The sequence below is a fragment of the Mesorhizobium sp. WSM4823 genome (assembly GCF_055811195.1).
This window is the reverse complement of sequence record NZ_JBVVQL010000014.1, coordinates 96,768-115,344: the sequence shown is the minus strand read 5'-3', so window position 1 is coordinate 115,344 and position 18,577 is coordinate 96,768. Positions and strand designations below refer to the sequence as shown.

Genomic DNA, 18,577 nt, shown 5'->3' with positions numbered 1-18,577 from the left:
GTTATCGAATACGCGCCGCGCGATGGCGGCCGGGCGATGATCCCTAGCACGGGCGAACCCGGTTTCGTGTGACGGTTTCTTGACAGCCGATCACAGGCAGTGGGGCAGTAGGGCAGTAGGGCAGTAGGGCAGTAGGGCAGTAGGGCAGTAGGGAGGGTCGTTCTCGGTAATTCACTTGCTGTCTTACTGCCGTACTCCCCTACATTTTATCGATCACCGACTGCACACCTTCGGTCGGCGCATCGACTGACGATCCAGTGACCATGATGGCGGCGACGATCGCTTCCGGATCATCGACCACCAGCGGCTTGACCCGCTGCGCGGTGTGGATGAAACCTTCGGCCATCATATGGTCGAGCAGCGCCAGCATCGGGTCCCAGAAACCCCCGACATTGCCGAAGACGATCGGCTTGCGATGATGGCCGAGCTGCGCCCAGGTCATGATCTCAATGATTTCCTCCACCGTGCCGATGCCGCCCGGCAAGGCCACAAAGGCGTCGGATTTCTCGAACATCGTATGTTTGCGCTCGTGCATATTTTCGGTGATGACGAGCTCGTCAAGCCGGTCAAGCGCGGATTCGGTTGCCTCCCTGTTGATCAGGAAGCGCGGAATGATGCCTGTCACCTTGCCGCCAGCCCGTAATGCGCCTTCGGCAACGGCTCCCATGATGCCCTTGGTGCCGCCGCCATAGATCAGACGCAGGCCGGACTTGGCAATCGAGCGCCCGAGCAGGTGTCCGGCCTTGGCATAGGTTTCATCGCGGCCCGGCGATGAGCCGCAATAGACGCAGATGGATCGAATCGTGTTCATGAGATGATTGGTGATTGGGTCTTTATTCGTGGTCAAGCCCGGCGCGGGCTTTTTCTTGTCGGTCTGGACAAAACAGGCTAGACCGGCATTAGGTGGCTAAGGGCAGGGAAATATGGCAATTAATCCATTAAAGGCGTTTTTGTTCGCCGCTGGCGGTTCCGTCGCTGCGGCGGGAACAGCCTATGTGTCGGGCGCGCTAGACCCGTATCTCAACCGCGCGCCACCGGCGGAAGTGGTATCGCTGTCGCCGCCGGTGCAGAAGCCGGCCGAGCCGGGGACCACGGGGCGGCTTCCCTCCGCACCGGCCATGGATGCGATGGCGCCGGCAACGCCGGCTGAGACGCCGGCATCAGCCGAGGTGGCTGCTCCAAGTTTCGATGTTGTGCGGGTCGAAAGCAATGGCTCCATCGTCGTCGCCGGTAATGCGGCGCCCAACGCCAAGGTCGAAATCCTCAACGGCTCGACGGTCCTCGGTGCGACGGTTGCCGGTGCCGATGGCGCCTTTGCCATTGTTCTCGACGATCCGCTGAAGCCCGGCGACTACACGATCACACTGCGTTCGACGACGCCCGACAACGTCGTGAACCCCTCGGCACAGACCGCCGTCGTCTCAATTCCGCAGAATTCGGCCGGCCAGGTGCTGGCGATGGTCGAAGAACCCGGCAAGCCCTCCGAATTGCTCACCGTTCCTGCGCCCGAGAACCAGCCTGAATCCCCGCCTGCCGGGGACAAGGCGGCCGCTCCGGCTGCCGAGCACCCCGCTGCCGCCGCGCCGCCCCCAGCCGCACCGGCTGCTACGGCGCCGGCCACTGTCGAAGCCGCCCCCGCGGCTCCGGAAGTGCAGGTCGCACCCGCAACACCGGCCGCAGGGCCAAAAATCGTCGTCGAAGCCGTCGAGATCGACGGCAGCAAGATCTTCGTCGCCGGTTCGGCCGAGCCGGGCCGCAAAGTGCGCGCCTATGCCAATGACATCTTGCTCGGCGACGCAAAAACCTCGCCCGACGGCCATTTCTTGGTCGAGGCGACGCGCGATATTCCGGTCGGCACCTACACTATCCATGTCGACGCGCTGGATGCCGGCGGGGTCAAGGTGGTGGCCCGTGCCGCCGTGCCGTTCGAGCGCGAGCCGGGAGAGACGGTCGCCGCCGTGGCGCCTGCCGAGCCAAAGCCGGCCGCGCCAGCAACCGAACCTGCCACGCCGCCTGCGGCCGCTGATGCGACGACGCCTGCGGCTCCTGCAACCGAGGCTCCGGCCGATGTGGCGGCTGCCACGCCCCCGTCTGAAGTGCCCGAGATCGCGGCACCGAAGCTCGAACACGCAGACAGCGCCGTCATCATTCGCCGCCACGATACGCTGTGGCGGATTTCACGGCGCGTCTACGGCCAGGGTGTTCGCTATTCGACGATCTATCTCGCCAATCAGGACCAGATCAGCAATCCCGACCGCATCTGGCCGGGGCAGGTCTTCAAGGTCCCGGAAAAATCGAAAGAAGGCGAGCCCGCCGACCTCAAGGCGATGGGCGACCAGATCACGGCGGCGCCGATCAAGACTGAGTAGAAATCTTTTCTTTCTTTTGCTGTCTTGCGGAAACTTTGTTCATCGTTTATCGGCGATGGACGATGAATGCTCCCCTGATCGAGACGACCTGCGGCTTCGCCGATAGCCAGGCCGTGGCTGCGAAGCTCGCCGCGCTTTCGCACCCGGCGCGGATCGAGATCCTTAGGCATCTTTCGGCCAGCCGCTCCTGCTGCTGCCGGGAGATCGTCGACCATCTCGACCTGGCACAGTCCACCGTCTCCCAGCATTTGAAGATATTGGTCGACGCCGGGCTCGTCCGCTACGAGCCGGACCGGCAACGCTCGCGCTATCAGGTCGACGGCGATGCGCTCGCCGATGTTTCCGCGTCGCTGGCCGCGCTCGTCAATTCCTGCTGCTCTGGCCGCTAGGCCGTGATCCCGAAAGTGGAAGCCGGTTTTCGGAAAAGATCGTGGTCAAACAATAAGAATACGAAAAGGCAATGAAATGGCCGAAAAAACCGTCTCTGCCGATTCCGGCTCGACCTTCAGAACATTACGCAACCTCTGGCCCTACATGTGGCCGGCCGACCGTGCCGACCTCCGGGCGCGGGTGGTGTGGGCGACCGTGCTTCTGGTCGTCGCCAAGCTGACCCTGGTTGCCGGTCCCTATTTCTTCAAATGGGCGACCGATGCGCTGGCCGGCGATGCCAAGTCGGTGCCGCCGCTGCCGGCTTTCCTGCTGGCGCCGGTCATGCTGGTCGTCGCCTATAATGTCGTGCGGCTGGTGCAGCTCGGTTTCAACCAGCTGCGCGACGCGCTGTTTGCCCGCGTCGGGCAATATGCGGTGCGCCAACTCGCCTTCCGAACTTTCGTCCACATGCATCAGCTGTCGCTGCGCTTCCATCTCGAGCGGCGCACCGGCGGTCTGTCGCGCATCATCGAACGCGGCACCAAGGGCATCGAGACGATCGTCCGCTTCACCGTCCTCAACACTTTGCCGACCATCCTCGAATTCGCGCTGACTGCGGGCATTTTCGCCGTTACCTATGGCTGGAAATACGTGGCCGTCGTAGCGGTCACGGTCTGGCTCTATATCTGGTTCACGATCAGGGCGAGCGACTGGCGCATCGTCATTCGCCGCGACATGAACGACAGCGACACCGACGCAAGCACCAAGGCGATCGACTCGCTGCTCAATTTCGAGACGGTCAAATATTTCAACAACGAGAGCATGGAAGCCGAGCGTTTCGACCGGTCGATGGCGCGCTACGAGACCGCCGCCACCAGGATCTGGACCTCGCTCGGCTGGCTGAACTTCGGCCAGGGCATCATCTTCGGTCTCGGCACGGTCGTCGTCATGTGCCTTTCGGCGCTGGAGGTGCAGGCTGGCACGCAGACGGTTGGCGATTTCGTCTTCATCAACGCCATGCTGATGCAGCTTTCGGTGCCGCTCAACTTCATCGGCTTCATCTATCGCGAAATCCGCCAGGGGCTGACCGACATCGAGCAGATGTTCGATCTGCTCGATGTGCCGCAGGAGATCGTCGACAAACCGGGTGCCAAGCCGTTGGTCGTTGACGCCGGCAAAGTCGAGTTCCGCGACGTGCACTTTTCCTACGATCCCAACCGTAAGATACTGAAAGGCATCAGCTTCGAAGTGCCCGCCGGCAAGACGGTTGCCATTGTCGGGCCGTCGGGCGCCGGCAAGTCGACCATTTCGCGGCTTCTGTTTCGCTTCTATGACATCCAGGGCGGCAAGATATTGATCGACGGCCAGGATATTCGCGACGTCACGCAGGAGAGCCTGCGCGCGGCGATCGGCATGGTGCCGCAGGACACTGTGCTGTTCAACGACACCATCGCCTACAACATCCGCTACGGCCGCGTCGATGCCAGCGAGGAGGATGTCCGCAAGGCAGCCGAACTCGCCCAGATCGGGCCGTTCATAGAGCGGCTGCCCGATGGCTACCGTTCGATGGTCGGCGAGCGTGGGCTGAAACTGTCCGGTGGCGAGAAGCAGCGCGTAGCGATCGCCCGCACAATCCTGAAGGCGCCGCCGATCCTGATGCTCGACGAGGCGACCTCGGCGCTCGACAGCCATACCGAACAGGAGATCCAGGCGGCGCTCGATCTCGTCAGCCAGGGCCGCACCACCATCGTCATCGCCCACCGGCTGTCGACGGTGATTTCGGCCGACGAGATCATCGTGCTGCAGGACGGCCAGATCGCCGAGCGCGGCACACATGCCGCCTTGATGCGCAAGGCCGGCCTCTACGCCTCGATGTGGGACCGCCAGCGCGAGGCAACCGAGGCCGAGGAGCGGCTGCGTATAGCGCACGAAAGCGACGAGCTCGGCGTCGTCGTCCGCCGCCGCCCCTCGGAGGTAAATTGAGGTGTCGAGAATGAGTTGATTTTTCCGCTTGACCTCAACCTAAGTTGAGATCGTAGACCGCCAATCGAAGGTGCACGGTGCGCCTGTTCGCGGTCGGAGAGCGGAAATGGATCAGCTAAGTCAACAACATGGCAATGATAGCGTGTTCAGGGTCGACAAGTTCGTCGTCCCTAGCGAAGCCCGCGAAGAAATCATCGCCAAGGTCAGGATGACGCACGAATTGCTGCGCCAGCAGAAAGGCTTCGTACGGGATTTTCTGCTCGAGCAATTCTCCGGGCCGGGCGAGTTCAACCTCGTGACCATTGTCGAATGGGAAAGCCAGGCAGCTGTCGACAATGTGGTGCCGATCGTCAAGGCCGCGCATGAGCATATTGCCTTCAACCCGCAAGAGACGATCGCCCGGCTCGGCGTCAGGGCCGACATCGCCAACTATCATCGGATCCCTGGCGCCTAACCTCACGGCCATTCGGCACCCGGTTCGTTCTGTGGCTGCGCATTGCGATCCTTCGCACCCCCTATGTCCTGCCGGCAGGACATAGGGGGCGCTGTCCCATCGACGTCAGACGCCCAGCAGCCGCAGTGCGGCGGCCTTCCCCATTGCGCGTTGCGGCCACAGGGGCTTTCCGCTATTGAGGCCGAACTTGAAACAAGGGCTGCCCCCGTCCCATGGACCTCGTCGACACGATCAAGAAAACGTTGGTTCCGATCCATCGCGAAGGCTATCCGTTCATCGCGGCGTTCGCCGCGGTGACGCTTTTTCTCGGCTATTTCTCTTCAATCCTGTTCTGGGTCTGCCTCATCCTGACGGCATGGTGCGTCTATTTCTTCCGCGATCCCGAGCGCGTCACGCCTGTCGACGACCGGCTGGTGGTGAGCCCGGCCGATGGTATCATCACTGCGGTCGGTCCGGCCGTGCCGCCGCGCGAACTTGGTCTCGGCGGTACCGAAATGACCCGCATCTCGGTGTTCATGGACGTCTTCTCCTGCCATGTGAACCGTTCCCCTGTGCGCGGCCGCATCACAAGGATCGAGCATCGGCCGGGCCAATTCCTCAACGCCGCGCTCGACAAGGCGAGCGCCGACAACGAGCGCAACGGCTTGGTCATAGATAGCCCCAACGGCACGGTGGCTGCGGTGCAGATCGCCGGGCTGGTGGCGCGGCGCATCGTCTGCTGGGCCGAGACCGGAGGCACGATCGGCATCGGCGAGCGCTTCGGGCTGATCCGCTTCGGCTCGCGCGTCGACGTTTTCTTGCCCTCGACTGCAACGCCGCGCGTCGCCGTCGGCCAGACCGCGGTTGGCGGTGAAACCATACTGGCCGAATTCGGTGGCATTGCCGCAACGCCGCTCGTGCGGGTGTCCTGAGCCGTGGGCGCGCCGTTCAAGAAATTCGAGGCGCATGGCAGCGGCGGCCCGCGGATCCATGAAATCCCGATGCGCATGGTGCTGCCCAACCTCGTCACCGTGCTCGCCATCTGCGCCGGCCTCTCCGGCATCCGCTTCGGTTTCGAGGGCCGTTTCGAGCCGGCAGTGGTGATGGTGCTGCTCGCCGCCTTCCTCGATGGCATCGACGGCCGCCTGGCGCGGATGTTGAAGGCGACGTCCAAATTCGGCGCCCAGATGGATTCGCTGGCCGACATCGTCAATTTCGGCGTGGCACCCGCGCTGGTGCTTTATGCCTTCCTGCTCGACCAGGCCGGCTCGCCGGGCTGGATCGCCGCGCTCCTGTTCACCATCGCCTGCGGGCTGAGACTCGCTCGCTTCAACGTGCTCGACGAAGAAACAGATCGCCCGCAGTGGCAGACCGAGTATTTCGTCGGCGTGCCGGCGCCGGCGGGCGCCGTATTGGTGATGCTGCCGCTTTATCTGTCCTTCCTGCGGCTTGGCCTGGAGCCATCCCGCCCAGCCGCCTTCATCGCCACCGGTTTCACCATTCTGGTTGCCTTCCTGCTGGTCAGCCGCCTGCCGGTCTATTCCGGCAAGAGCCTGAAGGTCCCGGGCGACAAGGTGCTGCCGATCATCCTCGGCGTCGTCCTCTACGTCCTGCTTTTGATGACCTATCCCTGGTACACGCTGACGGCGTCGGTTGCCGGATATCTGCTCTTCCTGCCGTTCAGTGTCCGCGCCTATTCCAGGCGCGCGAAGCGCGAAGGCGAGAAGGTGCCGCCTTCAGACATCGGCTAACGGACACCTGGCCGGGAACCTGCAGGCATCTTGACCGTTCTGACTCAGTGGCGAGGCGAGTGATCTCACGAACGCCTCGCGACCGATCTCTGCTGTGCCAGGCGCAATACCAGGAGGAGAGCGAGAAAGAATGGCCGTCGTCCTCATCGGTGCGTTGCTCTTCGTCGCTGGCGTTGTGTACATGGCCGGCGCAGCACTAAGGCGCGGGCGGCTCAGCGATCCGGCGCCTGTTCGCGCGGCGCCGGATCGCTCGAAGCTGGCAACGCCAGGCCCGACACTCGAGCCGCAGCGGCGCGGGCTCGCTTTCCTCGGCCTGTCGCAGAATTGGCCGGGCCTGCTGATGATGGCGGCCGGCGTCATCCTGCTGTTGTCGGTGATGGTTCTCTAAGGCGTCAAGCTGCCGCGCTGAGCCCCAGCTGGTCGATCGCCAGTTTGCGGGTCGAAACATAATCGGTCTTGCCTGAACCCAGCACCGGGATTTCCCCGACCTTGACGATGTCGTTCGGCACCATCAGATCGGCGGCACCTGCTTGTCTGCCGAATTTGCGCAATTCATCGGGGTCGGCATCGACAGCGGTGGTGACCAGCACGATGCGTTCGCCGCGGCGCTTGTCCGGCACTGCCACCACCGCGTGGTGCTCTTCCGGCCATAGCGACTGCACCAGCATCTCGACTGCGCCCAGCGAGACCATCTCGCCGGCGATCTTGGCGAAGCGTTTGGCCCGGCCGCGAATGGTGATGAAGCCTTCGCGGTCGACGGAAACGATGTCGCCGGTGTCGTGCCAGCTGTCGAGCGGTTGCAGTTCGCCGGGCCGATCCGATGTCATGTAGCCCATCATCAGGTTTGGCCCGTCGAGCCACAACCGTCCTGCGCCGCTAATGCTCTCGATCGGTTCGAGTTTCATGCGCATGGCCGGCAACAGCCGCCCGACGGTGCCGTCGCGACCGTGGATGGCCGTGTTGACGGCAACGACGGGCGCCGCCTCGGTCAGTCCGAAACCCTCGACGATCTCGGCTTGGAAGCGCTCACGGTAAACGCGGCGGGTCTCCGGCTTCACCGCCTCGGCGCCGGCGACGATGAAGCGCAGGCTGGAAAAATCGCCGTCCTTGGCGGTGCGCGCATAATTGGCGAGGAACGTGTCGGTGCCGAACATGACGGTCGGCCTCGCCTTGCGTGCGACCTCGGGGATCAGTTTGTAGTGGAGAGGCGAAGGATAAAGGAACAGCTTTACCCCGGTCACCAGCGGTAGGATGGTGCCGCCCGTCAACCCGAACGAGTGGAACACCGGCAGCACGTTGAGCAGGATGTCGGCCGGCGAGATGGTGATGCGGGCCTCGGCCTGCATGGCGTTGGCGAGAAGGTTCCTATGCGACAGCACCACTGCCTTGGGCGTGCCTTCCGAGCCTGAGGTGAACAGGATCACCGCCGGCTTGGCGGCATTCTGCGGCTGCAGCGGCCGGCGCCACAGCAAGGCGGCGGCAAGCTTGTCCAGCACGGTCACGCTGGTCCGCACATCCTCCAGCCACAGCAGCTTGGCGCCGCCTTCTTCCACCGCTGCGACGATGTCGGCGAGGCTGGCCTTGTCCACAAAGGCCCGCGACGAGATCACGGTGCGGATTTCCGCCGTGCGCACGGCGGCGGTGACGCTGGCCGGACCTGCGGTGTAGTTGATCATCGCCGCCACCCGGCTCGCAGACAACAGGCCAACGAGCGACAGCACAACGCCGTTGGCATTGGGCAGCAGCAATCCAACCGCTTCACCCGGCACCGTCACAGCCTCGAAGCGGCGGCCCAGCACCCGCGCGCCTATGAACAGCTTTTTGTAATTCAGCGCGCCGCTGATTACGTCTTCGATAATAGGGTGCGAGGCACCGACACGGTCGGCGGCGTCGCGTATGGCGAGAAACAGGCCGCGGTTAAGATCGCTGCCGAAAATCCGGGCTTCGGCGAAACGGTCGAACAGCGCATTGGTGTTCGAGGACTGGTCAGGATTTCGCGCCGCCAGCTCGGCGATGGTCATCGGCTCCAGCACGCTGATCGACAGGCGCGGAAACCAGCGCCGCGGCGCCTTGTCGGCCGGCGTCAGTGACAGTGGCAGAGCGCGCGCGCCGGCGACGAAGATCGGCACGATGCGGGCATCGGCCTGCATGGCGATACGGGTGACGGCGCGAAACAGGCGAAATGTCTTGATATCGGGTTCGACTTCATCCGGCAGATATACGGCAAGCCGGCCCTTGCCCTTCAGCACCCGCACCAGTCGGCGACTGACGAAGACATGCTCGGCGTTGAAAGCGATGGTGCGGCCAAGCTCGCGCCAAGGTTCGAACCAGGGCGACCGCGCCGAGACCTCATCGAGGATGTGCAGCGTGTCTTCCGGCAGCAGCGACAGCATCAGCGCCGGTTCAAGACGTGACTGGTGCGAAATGACGTAGATGACCGGGGCGGCTGCGTTGCGGGCAATCTTGATGCGGTCGTCGGCAAGCCGGTAGGCGAGCTTGAATGGCACGTAAAGCAGCGCCTGCATGAAGCGCAGGCCGAGACGGAATTTTTCCACCACGCCGATCAGCAGCCAGGCCGCAATGAGGCCCGCAAGCAACGCCAGTGTCAGGATCATGCCGCATCTCTCCCAACGATCACGTCGCGGCTCTTCCGACCGCTTCGGTGAGAACCTAGACGAAGTAGGCTCAAGGTCAATGCGGCTTCATTTCTGCCTTCTCCATCGGGAGAAGCGAAGGCAGCGGCTCACGCCGCCTTCAACCTCCCGCTGATGAAACGGAATTCCTGCGTCTTGCCGCCATAGCCGTAGGCGGCGGCCGGCACTTCATGCACGAAGGCATAGCTTTCTTCGTGCACCTTGCCCAGCAGTCTGCCAAAGACTGCGAAGATCGCCTTGAGATAGGCTTCCAGCTCAACCTTGGTGTTGGTGCCGTCGACCACCTTGATGTCGAGCCAGAAGGTCTTGGTGCCATGCTCGGCTAGCGACTTGCCACCGGCGAACCAGTGATGCGGGTCGAGATAGGATATTGCGACCGCGGTGATGGTAGGATCCTTGCGCAGATGCGTAGCGGTCAGTTCGGTCACCTGCTTGGCGATAGCGGCGGACAAAGCGGCATCGGGGTTGCCGGTGACGCTGACATTGATGATCGGCACAATTTTCTCCTCGGGTTACGCGGCATCTCTTCGCCGTCAGAAATCTTTGCCATCGCTCTTCCATTATGAAAATCGAATTGTTTTTGACATACACTTTGATACTATCGAATTATGCAAACGCTCGACCCCGACCTCCTCACAACCTTTCTCGCCTTCGTCGATGGCGGCTCGTTGGCGCAGGCGGCGTCAATTGTCGGCCGCTCGGCGTCGGCGGTGACCACGCAGATGCAACGGCTTGAGGATATTGTCGGCGAACCGCTTCTGGTGCCGCAGGGTCGAGGTCGCGGCTTGACGCCGGCCGGCGAGGATCTGGTCGGCCATGCCAGGCGTATCCTGGCAGTGCATCGGGAGGCGTGGCTGGCACTCAAGGGCGTGCGGGCCGACGGTCGCGTCGCCATCGGCACGACGCAAGATTTCGCCGACAGCGGCCTACCGGAGCTGCTCAGGGCCTTTGCCACGAGCCATCCGCGCGTCAGGATCGAACTGCGCGTCGGCCGCTCCGCCGAATTGGCGCAGGCGCTGCAAACCGGCTTCCTCGATCTGATGATCGCCATGCGACAGGCTCCGGCGCCGGACGAAGTCGGCGTGCTCCGCGAACCGATGATGTGGCTCTGTTCGCAAAGGGGTTTGGCCGCACGCCAGGACGAGCTGCCGCTGGCACTGCTCGATCCATATTGCGGCTTTCGTGAAGCGGCGATCGCGGCACTCGACACGGCCGGCCGTCGCTACCGCATCGCCGCCGGCAGTGCCAGCCTGGCCGGGCTGCGCACGGCGGTAAACGCCGGCATTGCTCTGACGCTGCGGACGGCGCGCTTTGCCCATTCCGGCATCGTCGAGGCACCGCGCGACCTTGGGCTGCCGCCGGTTCCCATCGCCGAGTTCGCGATCCGGCTGCGCCAGGATGCCGAGCCCCCAGCGCAGGATCTGGCTGCGCTTCTCAGCGATAACCTTGTCTTGGAGGGCCTACCAAGCTGAAGCGCGCAAAGAAAAAGCCGACCTTGCGGTCGGCTGTAGGTTAGACGGGCCGAGGGGTTTGGGGGACTTGGGGGTGACCCGTCGAACCACCAATGTCTGAACTCGATAATGGTTCCACGACTTTGCAAATTTATTTCGGAGGGTCAGAGCGCCGCCGCGCGCTGCCTCGCCGCATGCCAGTCGCGCCCGGCATGGGCAAACACCGCGCAGAGCACGATGGCGCCGCCGATCATGCTGGCGGCCGGAGGGATCTCGGCCAGGAACAGGAAGGCGAACAGGATCGCGAACGGCACTTCAGCCGAACCCAGCAGGCCGGATTCCGCCGCTGGAATGAGCCGCGCGCCCTCCGTCCACAAGATTGAGGCCAGCGCGAAAGACGCACCGAAGGCGACGAGCAGCACTGCATCTCTGGTCGAGACGGCTAGCGGGTCGGTGACGAACCAGCCGAGCACGAACAGGAGGAATGCCGACACCGCACCGGCCCACACCACAGGCGTGTTGCGGAAGGCGCGCACCATGATCATGTAGAGCGCGGCGCCGACCGTCATCAGCAGCGCCAGCCCGTCGCCGAACAGATTCCCGGTGCCGAAGCCGGACCATACCATGATCGCCACACCGCTGAGCGACACGGCGGCGGCGGCAAGCGTCTGCAGTCGGAAGCGCTCACGAACCAGCACGAACGCCAGCAGCGCGGTGACGAAGGGTGCGGTAGCGTAGATGATCGCGACATTGGCGACGAAGGTGAATTTGAACGCCGAGATGAAGGCGATGCTGGCCAGCGCTCCTTCCACCGCCAGCAGCCAGCCGCGCCAGCCGAGGCGCAGGCTTTCACGCCTGCCGGAGCGGCGGCGGCGCCAAAGCACATAGAAGGCAATCAGGATCGAGCCGACGAAGCCGCGCCAGCAGGTGATGGTCAGCGGGTCTGCATGGATCGACTTGGTCAACACGCCGGTGAGGCCGAACACAGCTGCCGACGCCGAAACCAGGACGATGCCAAGGGTACGCTCGGCGGCAGTGTCGGTGGTGCCTGGCATGCTTAGAGATCCCGTCATGTCATCCAGATTACGCTGCCTTGTCCTGACACCGTACTGTCAGCAGGACATCCTACAACCGCTTGCGGAAATGTTCGTTGCCGATGATCAGCAGGCCGGCCGCAAAGATGAGCGCTGCGCCGAGGAACACTTCGTGACGCGGCACGTCGCCCCATATCGCGAAGCCGAGCGCGAAAGCCCAGACCAGCGAAGTGTATTCGAACGGCGCCACAATGGAGACCGGCGCACGTTTCATGCCTTCGAAGAGCAGGCATTGCGCGACGCCGCCGAGCGCGCCGACGCTGATCAGAAGCAGCACCTGACGCCAGTCGGGCATCTGCCACAAAAGCAGGGCCGGCAGCGTCGAAAAGACCAGGAAGTAAAAGTTGTTGAGGATGAGCTGGATCATCGTACGCTCCGCCATCGCCGTCTTGCGCATGAGCACGATGGCGATGCCCCACAGCAAAGCGGCGGCCAGCACCAGCAGCACCGGCATCGACAGGCCGAGACGGGCCGGGTCGCAGGCGACGAAGACGCCGGCAAAGCCGATCAGAACTGCCAGCCAGCGCAACAGTGGCACTTTCTCGCCAAGCATGATCACCGAAAGCACGGTGACGATGATCGGCGCTGCGTAATAGATGGTGGTGAGCTCGGCCAATTGCAGATGTCGGGCGGCGTTGTAGTAGCAGAGCCACGCCGCCAGGGTGAAGGCGCTGCGCACGAACATCGGCTTGACGATGGGCGAGCGCGCGGTGTCCTCGAACAGGCGGCGCCCACCAACTGCCGCGCAGGCGATCAGGATGGTCACGCTGCGGAAGAACATGATCTGCCAGACGGACATGCCGACGACCAGGAGTTTGATCGACGCGTCCTGCATCGAGAACATCAGGTAGGCAGCCCCGGTGAACAGGATGCCGGCGAGCACCCTTTCACGGGTTTCCAGGATGGCGATGTCGGCCATTGGTTATGTCCGGCGGTTGTCGCGGCAAAACGAGAATGTGGACGCCTGCCGCGCGGCAGGCACCGTACACGCTATACGGGCGAAATCCTGCGCGGCGCTGCGCCAGCGGCAGGCTTGCATTGGGGCAGGGTTGGCGGAAGCCGATACGGTCGGTCGAGTGGGCTCGGCAATGACAAGAGCTGCCGCAAACATCCCTGTTGACTCGGCCCTTGGGGCAGGCCCGATAGAAAGGCGGTCAACAGCAACAAGGTGATTCATGAGCTCTTCCGCCCAGTTCCTGAACGCTTCCGAAGCCGGCGGCCGGCTCGGGGTTTCGGCCAAAGCCCTGCGGCTCTATGAGCAGCATGGCCTGATCGCTCCGATCCGCACCGCTGCCGGATGGCGAGCCTACGGTCCCGTCGAGATGGGCCGAGCCGCCGAGATCGCGGCGCTGCGCGCGCTTGGTTTCAGCCTGGCTCAGGTAGCGCGGGTCTTGAAAGGCGATCCTCAGGGCATGGAGCCGGCCTTGGCCGCGCACCAGGCAGTACTCGAAGACCGGCTACGTCAGCTTGTCGGCATCATAGAGAAGATCGCCGGCCTACGGGATGACCTCGCTCGAGGCGAGGCGCCCACAGCCGGGGAACTGGCGCGCCTGATGGCGCCAGACGCCACGCTCAGCGTCGCTTTCGACCTTCCCTGGCCTTGGGGAGGCGAGCGCTTCGAGCTGCGACATGTCCGGCCGCTGAACTACATCGTCGGTCCGCTGGGCAGCGGAAAGACCCGGCTGGCGCAGCGCCTGGCTGAGATCCTGCCCGACGCCGCCTTCCTTGGCTTGGAGCGGCTGGCGAATGGCTGTGCGGCGGCTCTGGCTCGCGTCGATGCCGACCCAGCTCTCAGGTCGCGGGTTGATCGGACGCTGGGCTGGCTCATTGAGGACGGCGCCACCGTGTCGGACGCACTGATCGCTCTGCTCGCTGGATTGGAAGCCGAAGGTCCTGCTATCCTGGTCGTCGACATGGTCGAGCGGGGACTGGACCAAGCCTCCCAAGAGGCCCTGATTGCCCATCTGCGCCGCCGTGGGCCCGGTGGTCGATCGCTTTTTCTGCTCACACGCTCCTGCGCGATACTGGACCTGGCGGCTGTCGGCAGCGACGAAGCGATCATCCTCTGCCCCGCCAATCACAGCCCGCCAACCCATGTCGCCCCATATCCCGGCACTCCCGGCTACGAGGCCGTCGCCACCTGCCTGGCCACCCCCGAGGTGCGGGCTCGAACGGATGGCGTCATCGCGTGGCGACCCGAGGTCGCGTGAGATGCACCAGGTCTGATGACGCAGCAACGCCGGGATCGCTTGTCACTCCGATCCAAATGTCGTGAAATCAAGGTGGGGCTGTCTCGGTTCTATTCGAGTATCGTGACGAGCGATGAAGATGACTGTCGAAAAGGGTTGCACATGGACGCCACCGGATTGAAGGCCATGCAGGCCCCGCTCAAGGAGGCCTATCGCGACGACGCGTCGAGCGCGCTGGTCACGCTCAGGGCCAGAGGCTCGATCGACGACCAATCGATCGCCTGCAAGGTGGAGACCGGCCGGGCGCTGGCCGTTGCCGGTCTCCATCCGGCTACCGGCGGTTCGGGGCTCGAACTATGTTCGGGCGACATGCTGCTGGAGGCGCTGGTCGCTTGCGCCGGCGTGACGCTGAAGGCGGTGGCAACGGCGCTGGAATTCAAGCTCGGCACTGCGACGGTGGAGGCCGAAGGTGATCTCGATTTTCGCGGCACTTTAGGTGTGGCAAGAGATGCGCCGGTCGGCTTCCGCGCCATCCGGCTGAATTTCAACCTCGACAGCGATGAGCCCCAAGAACGCATCGATACGCTGGTCAAATTGACCGAACGCTACTGCGTGGTATTCCAGACTATCAACGCCAGGCCGGAACTGACGGTGAGCGCGCGCCGCTGAAGCGCGCGGCCAGTTACTCGCTTTCGCCCTCGTCAGCGAAGGGCGAGGCGCTAGGCACACACTGCACCGACCAGCCGGCAGGGGTTGGTTGCTTCTGATATTCAGCGACTGCGGAAGTGCATTGTTCGCGGGTGTCGAACGTGCTGGGCAGCACCACCATGCCGCCTTGCGGTCCGGCAATCACCAGATACCAGACCAACGCTACGCTCGAAGCCGCCATGGGAATTCCTCGTTTCTTGTGGGATTCGGGCGATCCTATCAACTCCGGGCGGTAGACGAAAGCACGGTTGGGCGCGGTGGTTCGCCACGGCGCCGCCGCGTGAGTCCTCCGTTTGTTTTGAACAGCTCAGTTCGCGGCAAAGCAGTAGAACAGGCCGTCGCCACCGGTGCTCTTCAGTGCTTCCTGACTGCAGCCGCCGCGTGAAGCGTGCGAGGAATTCCAGGATTTGGCGGCAGCCGAATCGTCGAGACCGGTACGGTCGTGATGGCCCGTCATCGCTGCGCCTTCTGCTCCGCTCAGCGTCCAGTCGCCGCAGGTCTGGTCGGCAATTTTCGTGCCGTCGGGCTTGGAGCCGGTCAGCACGTCGTGCCGGTTGGGCTTGTCGCCGCGGCCGTTGATCACTTCGCCCCTTTCGTCGAGCGCCGTCTGCTTGGTGATGGCGTTGGCATCGCTATGCAACGAAGCGATATCGTCGGCGATCTTGACGCCCTTGGCGTTGAACCACGGCCCCTTGCCGATGCGATCGCGCGCATCGGTATCGCCGGTCGAGAGATAGGCTCGCCATGTCTTGCCGGTAACGCCGGCGGCTTCAGCCAGCGACCCGCAATGCGCGTCGGCGCCCGCCAAACCGCCGAGATCGGCGCCCTTGCCCGAGCCGACGCTGGTGACGAAGAAGCTCATTGTCGTATCCTGTGAGGATGCGACGCCAACGGCTGCAAGCGATGCGGCGGCGGTGACGAGAAGCAGTCTGCGCATGGTGTTCCTCCGTTTGCGAATATTGCATTCCAACAACGTCGGTGGCGCCGCAATTCTTCCGCCAAATGCGCGATGCGTCTACTCCGGCTGCCGGTAGGCGACAAAGCGGTTGTGCTTGGCCTGGAAGATCAGCCCGGTTTCCCTAAGCGCGGGGCTGGCCAGCGGCATGATGCGTTTGGCGATCTCCTGGGGATGCGGCAGCGTTTCCGGATCCTCGCCGGGCACCGCCTGCGCCCGCATGGCGGTGCGGGTGGCGCCCGGATCGGCGGCATTGACCCTGAGGGCCAAGTTTTCTGTCTCATGCGCCCAGGAACGCATCATGGTCTCGACCGCCGCTTTCGATGCCGCATAGGGCGCCCAGAAGGCCCGCGCCGAATGGGCGGCGTTGGAGGAAAGCACGATGGCGCGGCCGGCATCGGAGAGCCTGAGCAGCGGGTCGACCGAGCGGATCAGCCGCCATGTCGAGGTGACGTTGATGGTCATCACCTTTTCGAAGGTCTTGGCCTCGACATGGCCGATCGGCGAGATGACGCCGAGCACCCCGGCATTGGCGACGAGAACGTCGAGCTTGCCCCAGCGCTCGTGGATGGCGCCGCCCAGCCGGTCGATGCCGGCCATGTCGGCGAGGTCGAGCGGCACAAGTGTGGCTTGTCCGCCGGACGCCTTGATCTGGTCGTCGAGTTCCTCCAGCCCACCGACGGTGCGGGCAACCGCGATGACATGCGCTCCGGCAGCGGCAAGTTCCAGGGCGATGAAGTAGCCGATGCCGCGCGAGGCGCCGGTGACGACCGCGACACGGCCGGAAAGATCGAGGGCAGGGGTCATGAGTTATTCTTGGGTTGCTGGTCTAAGAACGACAGCTGAAGGAAGGAAATCAACTGCTTGGCGGAATTCTCGTCAAGAGGAACAAAAACCGTTGAATCACCGCCGATGGCTTTGACGACGACGTATCTGTTTAGAGTCTCCCTTGCCTCTCTGACTTGGCAAAAAAGAAACCCGTTACCAAGAGGCGTATCAATATCGACCTCGGCATCTATCCGATCTTTGAGCAAGGATTTCGCAAAAGAGAATGAATCACTGAGGTTCTTCCACAAGCCCCTTCGAGTGCTCATGTCTTACCTCGCTCCGGAGTTGAAAATCTTACGACCCGCCCGCCGCCAAGAGCGACAGCGTGCGCACATTGTCCGAACCCTCGAAGTCGGCAAGCCGGGTCGGATATTGCCCGGTGAAGCAGGCGTCGCAGAATTGCGGCTGCTCACTATCGCGGCCAGCCTCGCCGACGGCGCGGTACAGCCCGTCGATACTGAGGAAACCGAGCGAATCGACGCGGATGAACTCGGCCATCTCTTCCACCGACATGCGCGATGCCAAGAGCTTCGACTTCTCCGGCGTATCGACGCCGTAGAAGCAGGAGGCGCGCGTCGGCGGCGAGGCGATGCGCATGTGCACTTCCTTGGCACCGGCATCGCGCACCATCTGCACGATCTTCTGGCTGGTGGTGCCGCGCACGATCGAATCGTCGACCAGCACCACGCGCTTGCCTTCGATCATGCGGCGGTTGGCGTTATGCTTGAGCTTGACGCCCATGTGGCGGATCGAATCGCCGGGCTGGATGAAGGTGCGGCCGACATAGTGATTGCGGATGATGCCGAGCTCGAACGGGATGCCCGCTGCTTGCGAAAAGCCGATCGCCGCCGGAGTGCCGCTGTCCGGCACCGGCACGACGATATCGGCCTCGACCGGGCTTTCGAGCGCCAGCTCGGCGCCGATGCGCTTGCGCACCTCGTAGACGTTGCGGCCTTCGACCGAGGAATCGGGACGCGCGAAATAGACATATTCGAAGATACAGAAGCGGGTCTTCTGCGGCTCGAAAGGAAACAGGCTCTCAATGCCCTTGCTGGTGACGACGACCATCTCACCGGGCTTCAGGTCGCGCACGAAACGCGCGCCGATAATGTCGAGCGCGCAGGTTTCGGAAGCCAGGATCCAGGCGCCGTCGAGATCGCCGAGCACCAGCGGGCGGATGCCGAGCGGATCGCGGCAGCCGATCATCTTCTTTGCCGTCATCGCCACCAGCGAGAAGGCGCCTTCGACCTGACGCACCGCATCGATGAAGCGCGAGTTGAGATCGCGTTCCCTGCTGGTGGCGACCAGATGCAGCAGCGTCTCGGTGTCGGAAGTCGACGAGAAGATCGCGCCTTGTTTCTGCAACGCGCGCTGCACTGTCATGGCGTTGGTGAGGTTGCCGTTGTGGGCGACGGCGAAGCCGCCATCGGCGAGCTCGGCGAAAAACGGCTGGATGTTGCGCTGGCCGGCGCCGCCCGTGGTGGCGTAGCGCGTGTGGCCGATCGCGCGGTTGCCTTGCAGGCTGTCGATGACGCGCTGCTTGGTAAAAGTGTCGCCGATCAGGCCGACATGATGTTCGACATGGAACTGGGTGCCGTCATAGGAAACGATGCCGGCCGCTTCCTGGCCGCGATGCTGCAACGCATGCAGGCCAAGCGTGACGATAGCTGCGGCGTCCTGCCGGCCGAAAATACCGAACACACCGCATTCGTCATGGAAATGATCGTCGGCTTCGGCGGAAAGCACGTCGTCTGCGTCTGCCATCTTCAGCTCCGCTAAAGTCGCTATATAGT

Annotated in this window: 20 protein-coding genes; 10 read left to right on the top strand and 10 right to left on the bottom strand. The window is 63.5% G+C overall.

Annotation, left to right across the window (positions count from 1 at the left end):
• Nucleotides 1–199: 199 nt before the first annotated feature.
• Complete coding sequence (locus tag AC0L26_RS26885) at nucleotides 200–811, bottom strand: LOG family protein (RefSeq protein ID WP_352928928.1); 612 nt, start codon at nucleotides 809–811, stop codon at nucleotides 200–202.
• A 112-nt stretch (nucleotides 812–923) separates the two neighbouring features.
• Here AC0L26_RS26885 and AC0L26_RS26880 point away from each other — a divergent pair, with 112 nt between their 5' ends.
• From AC0L26_RS26880 to AC0L26_RS26850, 7 genes are all read left to right on the top strand, one after another.
• Complete coding sequence (locus AC0L26_RS26880) at nucleotides 924–2,369, top strand: LysM peptidoglycan-binding domain-containing protein (RefSeq protein ID WP_473635287.1); 1,446 nt, start codon at nucleotides 924–926, stop codon at nucleotides 2,367–2,369.
• A 62-nt stretch (nucleotides 2,370–2,431) separates the two neighbouring features.
• Nucleotides 2,432–2,758 carry an ArsR/SmtB family transcription factor gene (locus AC0L26_RS26875; RefSeq protein WP_473635286.1) on the top strand — a complete coding sequence of 109 codons (327 nt, stop codon included), beginning with the start codon at nucleotides 2,432–2,434 and terminating at the stop codon, nucleotides 2,756–2,758.
• A 76-nt stretch (nucleotides 2,759–2,834) separates the two neighbouring features.
• Complete coding sequence (locus AC0L26_RS26870) at nucleotides 2,835–4,721, top strand: ABCB family ABC transporter ATP-binding protein/permease (protein ID WP_473635285.1); 1,887 nt, start codon at nucleotides 2,835–2,837, stop codon at nucleotides 4,719–4,721.
• A 106-nt stretch (nucleotides 4,722–4,827) separates the two neighbouring features.
• A complete protein-coding gene (locus AC0L26_RS26865) occupies nucleotides 4,828–5,175 on the top strand; it encodes an antibiotic biosynthesis monooxygenase (protein ID WP_354494568.1) in 348 nt (115 codons plus the stop codon).
• Between the two features lie 212 nt (nucleotides 5,176–5,387).
• A complete protein-coding gene (locus tag AC0L26_RS26860; RefSeq protein ID WP_473635284.1) occupies nucleotides 5,388–6,086 on the top strand; it encodes a phosphatidylserine decarboxylase in 699 nt (232 codons plus the stop codon).
• Between the two features lie 3 nt (nucleotides 6,087–6,089).
• Nucleotides 6,090–6,905 (top strand): CDP-diacylglycerol--serine O-phosphatidyltransferase, encoded by an 816-nt coding sequence (gene pssA / locus AC0L26_RS26855; RefSeq protein ID WP_473635283.1) that lies wholly within the window; start codon nucleotides 6,090–6,092, stop codon nucleotides 6,903–6,905.
• A 130-nt stretch (nucleotides 6,906–7,035) separates the two neighbouring features.
• Nucleotides 7,036–7,293, top strand: a complete 258-nt coding sequence (locus tag AC0L26_RS26850) for a hypothetical protein (protein WP_352928918.1) — start codon at nucleotides 7,036–7,038, stop codon at nucleotides 7,291–7,293.
• Nucleotides 7,294–7,297: 4 nt separating this feature from the next.
• Here AC0L26_RS26850 and AC0L26_RS26845 read toward each other — a convergent pair whose 3' ends face one another.
• A complete protein-coding gene (locus AC0L26_RS26845; RefSeq protein WP_473635282.1) occupies nucleotides 7,298–9,520 on the bottom strand; it encodes an AMP-binding protein in 2,223 nt (740 codons plus the stop codon).
• Between the two features lie 128 nt (nucleotides 9,521–9,648).
• Nucleotides 9,649–10,056, bottom strand: a complete 408-nt coding sequence (locus AC0L26_RS26840; RefSeq protein ID WP_473635281.1) for a tautomerase family protein — start codon at nucleotides 10,054–10,056, stop codon at nucleotides 9,649–9,651.
• Nucleotides 10,057–10,167: 111 nt separating this feature from the next.
• On the opposite strand from AC0L26_RS26840, the gene AC0L26_RS26835 reads away from it, so the two are divergent.
• Nucleotides 10,168–11,031 (top strand): LysR substrate-binding domain-containing protein, encoded by an 864-nt coding sequence (locus AC0L26_RS26835; protein ID WP_473635280.1) that lies wholly within the window; start codon nucleotides 10,168–10,170, stop codon nucleotides 11,029–11,031.
• 143 nt (nucleotides 11,032–11,174) lie between these two features.
• On the opposite strand, the gene AC0L26_RS26830 is transcribed toward AC0L26_RS26835, so the two are convergent.
• Entirely contained in the window at nucleotides 11,175–12,065 is an 891-nt protein-coding gene (locus AC0L26_RS26830; RefSeq protein ID WP_473635279.1) for a DMT family transporter, read from the bottom strand.
• Nucleotides 12,066–12,135: 70 nt separating this feature from the next.
• Nucleotides 12,136–13,023, bottom strand: coding sequence for a DMT family transporter (locus tag AC0L26_RS26825; protein ID WP_473635278.1), 888 nt, complete (start codon nucleotides 13,021–13,023; stop codon nucleotides 12,136–12,138).
• Between the two features lie 256 nt (nucleotides 13,024–13,279).
• Here AC0L26_RS26825 and AC0L26_RS26820 point away from each other — a divergent pair, with 256 nt between their 5' ends.
• Nucleotides 13,280–14,314 carry a MerR family transcriptional regulator gene (locus AC0L26_RS26820; RefSeq protein ID WP_473635277.1) on the top strand — a complete coding sequence of 345 codons (1,035 nt, stop codon included), beginning with the start codon at nucleotides 13,280–13,282 and terminating at the stop codon, nucleotides 14,312–14,314.
• A 141-nt stretch (nucleotides 14,315–14,455) separates the two neighbouring features.
• Nucleotides 14,456–14,962 (top strand): OsmC family protein, encoded by a 507-nt coding sequence (locus AC0L26_RS26815; RefSeq protein WP_473635276.1) that lies wholly within the window; start codon nucleotides 14,456–14,458, stop codon nucleotides 14,960–14,962.
• Nucleotides 14,963–14,975: 13 nt separating this feature from the next.
• Here AC0L26_RS26815 and AC0L26_RS26810 read toward each other — a convergent pair whose 3' ends face one another.
• The 5 genes from AC0L26_RS26810 to purF all read right to left on the bottom strand — a co-directional run bounded on the left by AC0L26_RS26810 (nucleotide 14,976) and on the right by purF (nucleotide 18,548).
• Nucleotides 14,976–15,182, bottom strand: a complete 207-nt coding sequence (locus AC0L26_RS26810; RefSeq protein WP_354494550.1) for a hypothetical protein — start codon at nucleotides 15,180–15,182, stop codon at nucleotides 14,976–14,978.
• Nucleotides 15,183–15,308: 126 nt separating this feature from the next.
• Nucleotides 15,309–15,938 carry a hypothetical protein gene (locus tag AC0L26_RS26805; protein WP_473635275.1) on the bottom strand — a complete coding sequence of 210 codons (630 nt, stop codon included), beginning with the start codon at nucleotides 15,936–15,938 and terminating at the stop codon, nucleotides 15,309–15,311.
• A 78-nt stretch (nucleotides 15,939–16,016) separates the two neighbouring features.
• The gene (locus tag AC0L26_RS26800) at nucleotides 16,017–16,763 is read right to left on the bottom strand and encodes an SDR family NAD(P)-dependent oxidoreductase (RefSeq protein WP_473635274.1); all 747 of its coding nucleotides are present in this window, start codon (nucleotides 16,761–16,763) and stop codon (nucleotides 16,017–16,019) included.
• Nucleotides 16,760–17,050, bottom strand: coding sequence for a hypothetical protein (locus AC0L26_RS26795; RefSeq protein WP_473635273.1), 291 nt, complete (start codon nucleotides 17,048–17,050; stop codon nucleotides 16,760–16,762). The genes AC0L26_RS26800 and AC0L26_RS26795 overlap by 4 nt, the downstream gene beginning before the upstream one ends.
• 28 nt (nucleotides 17,051–17,078) lie before the next feature.
• The gene (gene purF / locus AC0L26_RS26790) at nucleotides 17,079–18,548 is read right to left on the bottom strand and encodes an amidophosphoribosyltransferase (RefSeq protein WP_473635272.1); all 1,470 of its coding nucleotides are present in this window, start codon (nucleotides 18,546–18,548) and stop codon (nucleotides 17,079–17,081) included.
• Nucleotides 18,549–18,577 lie beyond the last annotated feature (29 nt).

Bases quoted from the DNA above. Each gene is read 5' to 3' on its own strand.
- AC0L26_RS26885 (WP_352928928.1), bottom strand. From the start codon at position 811: ATGAACACGATTCGATCCATCTGCGTCTATTGCGGCTCATCGCCGGGC.
- AC0L26_RS26880 (WP_473635287.1), top strand. From the start codon at position 924: ATGGCAATTAATCCATTAAAGGCGTTTTTGTTCGCCGCTGGCGGTTCC.
- AC0L26_RS26875 (WP_473635286.1), top strand. From the start codon at position 2,432: ATGAATGCTCCCCTGATCGAGACGACCTGCGGCTTCGCCGATAGCCAG.
- AC0L26_RS26870 (WP_473635285.1), top strand. From the start codon at position 2,835: ATGGCCGAAAAAACCGTCTCTGCCGATTCCGGCTCGACCTTCAGAACA.
- AC0L26_RS26865 (WP_354494568.1), top strand. From the start codon at position 4,828: ATGGATCAGCTAAGTCAACAACATGGCAATGATAGCGTGTTCAGGGTC.
- AC0L26_RS26860 (WP_473635284.1), top strand. From the start codon at position 5,388: ATGGACCTCGTCGACACGATCAAGAAAACGTTGGTTCCGATCCATCGC.
- AC0L26_RS26850 (WP_352928918.1), top strand. From the start codon at position 7,036: ATGGCCGTCGTCCTCATCGGTGCGTTGCTCTTCGTCGCTGGCGTTGTG.
- AC0L26_RS26845 (WP_473635282.1), bottom strand. From the start codon at position 9,520: ATGATCCTGACACTGGCGTTGCTTGCGGGCCTCATTGCGGCCTGGCTG.
- AC0L26_RS26835 (WP_473635280.1), top strand. From the start codon at position 10,168: ATGCAAACGCTCGACCCCGACCTCCTCACAACCTTTCTCGCCTTCGTC.
- AC0L26_RS26830 (WP_473635279.1), bottom strand. From the start codon at position 12,065: ATGCCAGGCACCACCGACACTGCCGCCGAGCGTACCCTTGGCATCGTC.
- AC0L26_RS26825 (WP_473635278.1), bottom strand. From the start codon at position 13,023: ATGGCCGACATCGCCATCCTGGAAACCCGTGAAAGGGTGCTCGCCGGC.
- AC0L26_RS26820 (WP_473635277.1), top strand. From the start codon at position 13,280: ATGAGCTCTTCCGCCCAGTTCCTGAACGCTTCCGAAGCCGGCGGCCGG.
- AC0L26_RS26815 (WP_473635276.1), top strand. From the start codon at position 14,456: ATGGACGCCACCGGATTGAAGGCCATGCAGGCCCCGCTCAAGGAGGCC.
- AC0L26_RS26810 (WP_354494550.1), bottom strand. From the start codon at position 15,182: ATGGCGGCTTCGAGCGTAGCGTTGGTCTGGTATCTGGTGATTGCCGGA.
- AC0L26_RS26805 (WP_473635275.1), bottom strand. From the start codon at position 15,938: ATGCGCAGACTGCTTCTCGTCACCGCCGCCGCATCGCTTGCAGCCGTT.
- AC0L26_RS26800 (WP_473635274.1), bottom strand. From the start codon at position 16,763: ATGACCCCTGCCCTCGATCTTTCCGGCCGTGTCGCGGTCGTCACCGGC.
- AC0L26_RS26795 (WP_473635273.1), bottom strand. From the start codon at position 17,050: ATGAGCACTCGAAGGGGCTTGTGGAAGAACCTCAGTGATTCATTCTCT.
- purF (WP_473635272.1), bottom strand. From the start codon at position 18,548: ATGGCAGACGCAGACGACGTGCTTTCCGCCGAAGCCGACGATCATTTC.